Source organism: Roseicyclus sp., assembly GCF_965662675.1.
Lineage (GTDB): Bacteria > Pseudomonadota > Alphaproteobacteria > Rhodobacterales > Rhodobacteraceae > Roseicyclus.
This window is the reverse complement of sequence record NZ_CBFIIK010000129.1, coordinates 1-6,917: the sequence shown is the minus strand read 5'-3', so window position 1 is coordinate 6,917 and position 6,917 is coordinate 1. Positions and strand designations below refer to the sequence as shown.

The 6,917-nt window shown below is 65.2% G+C and carries 8 protein-coding genes; 5 read left to right on the top strand and 3 right to left on the bottom strand.

Annotated features, from left to right (window positions below; translation table 11 throughout):
* Nucleotides 1–1,646: AsmA family protein (locus ACTG4J_RS14025; RefSeq protein WP_439140361.1), on the bottom strand; the 1,646-nt coding region annotated here is incomplete at its 3' end.
* Between the two features lie 109 nt (nt 1,647–1,755).
* On the opposite strand from ACTG4J_RS14025, the gene rimO reads away from it, so the two are divergent.
* Nucleotides 1,756–3,123 carry a 30S ribosomal protein S12 methylthiotransferase RimO gene (gene rimO / locus ACTG4J_RS14020; RefSeq protein ID WP_439140362.1) on the top strand — a complete coding sequence of 456 codons (1,368 nt, stop codon included), beginning with the start codon at nt 1,756–1,758 and terminating at the stop codon, nt 3,121–3,123.
* 3 nt (nt 3,124–3,126) lie between these two features.
* On the opposite strand, the gene ACTG4J_RS14015 is transcribed toward rimO, so the two are convergent.
* Both ACTG4J_RS14015 and ACTG4J_RS14010 read right to left on the bottom strand, forming a co-directional pair.
* Nucleotides 3,127–3,381: a DUF6455 family protein gene (locus ACTG4J_RS14015; RefSeq protein WP_439140360.1), complete on the bottom strand. Its 255-nt coding sequence runs from the start codon at nt 3,379–3,381 to the stop codon at nt 3,127–3,129.
* Nucleotides 3,382–3,465: 84 nt separating this feature from the next.
* Complete coding sequence (locus ACTG4J_RS14010; RefSeq protein ID WP_439140359.1) at nt 3,466–4,176, bottom strand: M48 family metallopeptidase; 711 nt, start codon at nt 4,174–4,176, stop codon at nt 3,466–3,468.
* 119 nt (nt 4,177–4,295) lie between these two features.
* On the opposite strand from ACTG4J_RS14010, the gene ACTG4J_RS14005 reads away from it, so the two are divergent.
* The 4 genes from ACTG4J_RS14005 to ACTG4J_RS13990 all read left to right on the top strand — a co-directional run bounded on the left by ACTG4J_RS14005 (nt 4,296) and on the right by ACTG4J_RS13990 (nt 6,883).
* Entirely contained in the window at nt 4,296–4,688 is a 393-nt protein-coding gene (locus ACTG4J_RS14005; RefSeq protein ID WP_439140358.1) for a thiol-disulfide oxidoreductase DCC family protein, read from the top strand.
* Between the two features lie 9 nt (nt 4,689–4,697).
* The gene (locus ACTG4J_RS14000) at nt 4,698–4,934 is read left to right on the top strand and encodes a hypothetical protein (RefSeq protein ID WP_439140357.1); all 237 of its coding nucleotides are present in this window, start codon (nt 4,698–4,700) and stop codon (nt 4,932–4,934) included.
* 72 nt (nt 4,935–5,006) lie between these two features.
* Nucleotides 5,007–6,113: a class II histone deacetylase gene (locus ACTG4J_RS13995; RefSeq protein ID WP_439140356.1), complete on the top strand. Its 1,107-nt coding sequence runs from the start codon at nt 5,007–5,009 to the stop codon at nt 6,111–6,113.
* Nucleotides 6,114–6,181: 68 nt separating this feature from the next.
* Complete coding sequence (locus ACTG4J_RS13990) at nt 6,182–6,883, top strand: CoA transferase subunit A (protein ID WP_439140355.1); 702 nt, start codon at nt 6,182–6,184, stop codon at nt 6,881–6,883.
* Nucleotides 6,884–6,917 lie beyond the last annotated feature (34 nt).

Here is a 6,917-nt window from a genome sequence, read left to right as displayed (position 1 = left end):
AAGATCGCGGGGATCAGCCGGTAATCGAGGCTTTGCGCCCCCAGATCGACGCGGCCCGCGCCCGCCGCGCTGCCCCATCCGGCGGCCAGCGCCAGATCGTCATTGGCCAAGACGCCATCGGCGATGATGAAGCCCGCGCTCAGGCTGTCATAGACCGTGCGCGCGCCTGCCCCTTGCGCGCCGGGGTCGCGGTTGCGGATCATCGTGGCCAGATCGATCCCCCGGACCACGCCCGCGCCCAGCCGCACGTCCCCCTCGCCCGACAGGCCCGCCATGATGCTGGCCATGTCGTTGCCCACGCCCAGAAAGCTTAGGCGGCCGTTGCCCGTTCCCTCCAGTCGCTCGAACGCGGCGACATCGCGCAAAAGCGGTAAAAGCTGCATCTCAGTGGCGCGCAGATCGCCACCGACCGACAGCCCGCCGCGCCCGTTGACGACGAATTGCCCGCTCACCGCCCCGCCATAGGCCGCGAGGCGCGCGATATCGAAGACCAGCCGCCCCCGTGTCAGCGCCGCTGTCAGATCGACCGGGCCAAGCGCGATATCGCCAAGGCCCAGCGCGCCCAGCCGCAGCGCAATCTCGGCATCGGTGGCGAAAAGCCCGCTCACATCGATGGGCGCGCTCGACCAGCCCGTGTTTCCGGATGGGCTGGCATCTGCGCCGGGCAGGGCGAGTGTATCGGCGCTGATCGTGCCACGGATCAACGGCCGCTCTGCGCCCTGCGTCAGATCAAGCGCGAGCGCCAGCGCGGTATCGTCAAGCTGCAATCGCCCCGCGCGCAGATGAGCGCTGCCGGTATCGCTCAGCGCGACCTGCCCCGACAGCGCCACGCGCCCGGCCCCCAAGCCCTGCGGCAGATCGGGCATCGCGATCCCGGTCAACCCCGCCACGGGGGCTAGATCGGTCACATCAAGCGACAAGGTGCCGTCCAAAACCGGGGTCAGGCCGACCGCGCCGTCAAAGCGCGCCGTGCCACCCGCCCAATCAAGGCCAAGCGCGGCATCACTCAACCGCCCCGCCATCAGATCGGCCAAGGCGGCAAGGTCGAGCGAGAAGGAGATCGGCACGCCCTGCGCCGTGGCGCGCCCCGCAAGGCGGAGCGCCCCATCGCGTGGCAAGGCCAAGCGCGCGTCGATGCCGGTAAGTTCGACGCGCTGCCCTGCTGCCGCATCGATATAGCGCAGGGTTCCGTCGGTGATCTCGGCCATCTCGATGGTGATGGCGGGTGCGGTGCTTTGCGTGCTGGCGGCGGGCGCGGCATTACCCGCGATCTCCCAACTGGCGCGGCCATCGGCGGCGCGCACCAGTGTGATCTGGGGGCCAATGAGCGTGATCTCGTCGATTTGCGGCGCGCCATCCAAGATCGCGGCCCAAGGCAGGCGAACCGAAAGCGCGGTGGCGCGCAGCATCGGCCCGTCATCCACCCAATCGGGGTTGGCCACGCCCACCTCTTCGGCACGCACAGCCAGATGGGGCCAGAAACTGGGCTGCACCGTGCCCGAAATCGTCACCTCGCGGCCGAGGCTTTGGCCAAGCTGTTCCGCGGCCAAGCGCGCAATCCGTTCAGCCGGTACCAAAAGCAGCGCGACCAGCCCCAATACGGCGAGCGTGACCACCACCCCCAGCAATCGAATAATCCAGCGCATGCGCAAACCTCTTACCAATGCCGCCAGCCTAACCCGCAACGCGCGGCTTGTGCAGCCGTTTTCCCGCATACCCTTCCCCTTTGCGCTGCGCCACGCTATCTGCGCGAGCATGAGCCAGAACCCGCCCGACCTACGCCCCGATCTTGCGCGCGCCCAAGTGCCCGACGCTGCCCGCCCCGGACAGCCCCGGATCGGGATGGTCAGCCTTGGCTGCCCCAAGGCTTTGGTCGATAGCGAGCGCATCCTGACGCGGCTGCGTGCCGAGGGGTATGCCATCTCGCCCGATTATGCGGGTGCCGATGCGGTGATCGTGAACACCTGTGGGTTCCTCGACTCGGCCAAGGCCGAAAGCCTCGAGGCGATCGGCGAGGCGTTACACGAAAACGGCCGGGTGATCGTGACGGGCTGCCTTGGCGCCGAACCCGATTACATCACCGGCGCGCATCCATCGGTGCTGGCCGTGACCGGACCGCACCAATACGAGCAGGTCTTGGACGCCGTCCATAAAGCCGTGCCGCCCGCGCCCGACCCGTTCATCGACCTGTTGCCGCCTGCGGGCATCAAACTGACGCCGCGCCATTACAGCTACCTCAAGATTTCCGAGGGCTGCGATCACAAGTGCAAATTCTGCATCATCCCGGACATGCGCGGGCGGCTGCAATCGCGCCCCGCAAAGGCCGTTCTGCGCGAGGCCGAAAAGCTGGTCGAGGCGGGCGTGCGGGAGTTGCTGGTGATCAGCCAAGACACCTCCGCCTATGGCACAGACTGGAAAGGGCGGGAGCATAAGTTTCCGATTCTCGACCTATCCAGAGACTTGTCCACATTGGGGGTTTGGGTGCGTCTGCACTATGTCTACCCCTATCCGCATGTGCGTGAGTTGATCCCGCTGATGGCTGATCCGGCCAACGGCCTCTTGCCGTATCTCGACATTCCATTCCAGCATGCACACCCCGAGACGTTGAAGCGCATGGCGCGCCCCGCCGCGGCCTCGCGCACGCTGGACGAAATCGCCGCATGGCGGCGCGACTGCCCGGATATCACGCTTCGCTCGACCTTCATCGTGGGCTATCCCGGCGAGACCGAGGATGAATTCCAGACGCTGCTCGATTGGCTCGACGAGGCGCAGCTGGATCGGGTGGGCTGTTTCAAATACGAAAACGTCGCCGGCGCGCGCTCGAACGCTTTGCCCGATCATGTCCCCGAGGAGGTCAAGCAAGACCGCTGGGACCGCTTCATGCAAAAGGCCCAAGCCATTTCCGAAGCCAAGCTTGCCGCCAAGGTCGGCCAGACCATGATGGTGCTGGTCGACGCCGTGGACGCGGAGGGCGCGACCTGTCGCACCATGGCGGATGCGCCCGAAATCGACGGCAACCTGTTCATCGACGAAAACTTCGATGGGCTGGCGCCGGGCGACATGGTTACCGTCGCGGTCGAGGAAGCGGGCGAATACGACCTTTGGGGCCGCGTGATCCGCTAGGGGCTATTCGGCGGCCAGACGGTGCAAGATATCGGTATTGCGGCAGTAGTCGGGGGCGGCATCTGCGCTGGCATTGCGCGCCAGCCAATGCGCGCACCCCGTCGGATCGGCGCAGCCGGTACAAGCCAAAAGCATCTCTTCGCGCCGCTCGGGCGGCAGGGCGCCACGCAATTCGGCATTGTCGAGATCGACGCCAAGTGTGTTGGCCATCTGGTGCATCAGCGCGGCATGCTGCGCGCGTGTCTTGTCGCCTTGCATCGGTTGCGTCCCTGTCTTCCGCCCAAGGGGCTGGGCATGATGCAACCAAGCTACGCGGATCGCGCCGCGCGACCTTGACCTAGATCAACTGCCCTGCCCCACTTGCCCGGCCAAGGTGCGGCGCACGGTGTCGATGCGTTGTTCATTGGGCGGATGGGTGGCAAGGAAACTGCGCGCGGGGTCGGGGATGCGCTCGAAAAAAGCCGCCCCGCGTAACGGGTCAAAGCCCGCGCGGAGCGCGATAATGGTGCCGATGGCGTCGGCCTCCAACTCGGCCTGCCGCCCATATTGACGCGAGGCGACGACTGCGCCCACCTGTGCGACACCGCCCAGCGCCGCCTCACTGACGCCGCCCGCCCGCGCGATCTGGGTGAGGATCTGCGCCCCCAGATCGGCACTGGCCTGCACGCGCGGCAGGTGACGGCCGATGTGATGGCCCGCCTCATGGCCCATGATGAAGGCCAGCTCGTCGGTATTGGCGGCCACCGCGATCAGACCGATGGTGAAGATGATGGCAGGCTGTCCCTTGTCGTCGATCGTGTAAAAGGCGTTCACCCCGCTTTCCGGCGCGCTGTCGACATAGATCGCGAAATCGCAAAGTTGGTCGGGCGTTTCCTCGCGGCAGACCTGTTCGGCGACGGGTTCGACGCGGTCGATCACCTCGCGCAGATTGAGAACCGCCTGTTGCGGGCTGTTCGTCGGGCTTTGTGCAGGCAAAGGGGCCTGCTGGGCCATCGGCACACAGGCCGACAACGTCACAACACTGGCCAAGATAAGGAAAAAGTTGCGCATCATCACACTCATCATTCGCGCGCTTAGGGTAATCGGGTCAGGCGCGGCGTAAAGCCCCCTTCACGCGCTTGTGCCCCGTCACCGTCCTTGACCGGGGCGCATGGCGGCATAGCTGGCATGGTATGGCTATGACCCGCATCCTTTACAACGACCGCTGCCCGATCTGCCGGGCCGAGATCGCCCATTACCGCAGCCGCGCCGAAAAGGCGGGGGCGGCCCTGCGCTTTGAGGATCTTAATACTGCCGATCTGGGCGGCTGGCGGCTGACCCAAGATCAGGCCAAGCGGCGCTTGCATGCGGCACTGCCCGATGGGCGGATCATCAGCGGCATCCCCGCTTTCGCCGCGATTTGGGCGGCGCTGCCCGGCATGGGCTGGCTGGCGCGGCTGGTCATGCTGCCCGGCCTGCGGCATCTGGCCGATCTGGCCTATAATCGGCTGGCCGCACCTTGGCTTTATCATCGGCAATTGCGGCGCGAGGCGCGAGGTCTTGCAGGAAAAGATGCACGGCCCTAGGCTGGCGTCATGTTCACCATCGAGCACGATTTCGACGCCACCGTCATCACCCTTGTCGACGAGGGCGAGGATGGCCAACCGTTGCAAGAAGATATCGCAATCGCCGCCTTCGCCGAATGCGTGACGCTGACCCAATACGATCCGCGCCATGATCGCGAACAGGTCGTGACGCTGTCGATGGCGCAGCTGCGCGATCTGGCGGCCGCCTTGAACCTGCCCGAAGGGGTCTATCGGCTGGAACGCTAAGGCGCAGCAATGTGATGGACAGCCGACAGGTCGCGCCGCAATATCGGCCCGGCGACACCGGGGGACATCATCATGCGCACGGGCTTTTTCTTCAATGAGCGGTGCTTTTGGCATTCGGGGGGCAATTACAGCTTTCTGGTGCCTGTCGGCGGGCTGATGCAGCCCGCAACCGGCAGCGGCCTGCCCGAAAACCCCGAGACCAAGCGCCGTTTTCGCAATCTGGTCGAGGTGACGGGGCTGATGGCCGAGCTTGCCACGCCAAATGCCGCCCCCGCCAGCGACGAGGATATCTTGCGCATCCACCCGCATCACTACATCGACACCTTCCGCCAGAAATGCGCCGAGGGAGGTGGCGAGCTGGGCCTGCGCACCCCCTTTGGTCCCGATGGCTACGAGATCGCGGCATTATCAGCCGGGCTGACCAAGGCCGCGCTCTTCGATGTGCTGCAAGGACGGCTCGACAATGCCTATGCGCTCTCGCGCCCGCCGGGCCATCACTGCTTGCCCGATTTCCCGAACGGCTTTTGCTTGCTCAACAATATCGCCATCGCGCTCGAGGCGGCGCGCGCCGCAGGGTTGGCCCATCGGATCGCGGTGATCGATTGGGATGTGCATCATGGCAACGGCACTGAGGCGATCTATTACGAGCGCGCCGATACGCTGACCATCTCGCTCCATCAAGAACGCAACTATCCCCGCGACTCGGGCGATTTCGAAGATCGCGGCGCGGGCGCGGGCGAGGGGTTCAATCTCAACATCCCGCTGCCGCCGGGCGGTGGGCATGCCACCTATCTCGAGGCCTTTGAACGGTTGGTCATCCCCCAGCTTTACGCCTTTCAGCCCGATGCCATCGTGGTGGCCTGCGGCTTTGACGCTTCGGGCGTCGATCCCTTGGGGCGGATGATGGCAGGCTCTGACACTTTCCGCACCATGACCGCCATGACGATGGAGGCGGCGGATGAACTGTGTGACGGGCGCCTGATGCTGACCCATGAGGGCGGCTATTCGGAGGCGCATGTGCCCTTTTGCGGGCATGCGGTGCTGGAAACACTCTCGGGCAGCGAGACCCGTGCGCCCGACCCGCTGAAAGACCGCATCGACGGCCAACAGCCCGGCCCCCGCTTCGAGGCCTATTGCGCGACCCTTTTGGCCGAGATGGAAGAGGCGCTGGAGGCATGAGGCAAAGTTGACTTCGCCGCATCGCGGCGGCAGGGTGCGCGCGAAATGTTTCGCGAAGGGTGATCGCCATGAAAAAGATCTACGGTTCCGCCAAGGACGCGCTCGACGGTGTGCTGTTCGACGGCATGCTGATTGCCGCGGGCGGTTTCGGGCTATGCGGCATCCCCGAATTGCTGATCGACGGCATCGTGGCGGCGGGCACCAAGGATCTGACCGTCGCCTCGAACAATGCGGGCGTCGATGATTTCGGCTTGGGCAAGCTGCTCGCCACCCGCCAGATCAAGAAGATGATGTCGTCCTATGTGGGCGAAAACGCCGAATTCATGCGCCAATACCTGTCGGGCGAGTTGGAGTTGGAGTTCAACCCCCAAGGCACACTGGCCGAACGCATGCGCGCGGGCGGTGCGGGCATTCCCGGTTTCTACACCAAGACGGGCGTGGGCACTGTCATCGCCGAGGGCAAAGAGGTGAAGACTTTCGACGGGCAGGATTACATCCTCGAGCGCGGGATTTTCGCGGATATCTCGATCGTCAAGGCGTGGAAGGCCGATGAAACCGGCAATGCGATCTTCCGCAAGACCGCCCGCAACTTCAACCCGCCCGCCGCGATGTGCGGGCGCATCTGCATCATGGAAGTTGAGGAAATCGTGCCGACGGGTTCGCTCGACCCCGACCTGATCCACCTGCCCGGCATCTATGTGCACCGCCTGATCCAAGGGCAGCACGAAAAGCGGATCGAGCAGCGCACGGTGCGGTCGCGCGCGGCCTGATCCCCGCATGGCGCGGTCGCCCTATTCCGGCTTG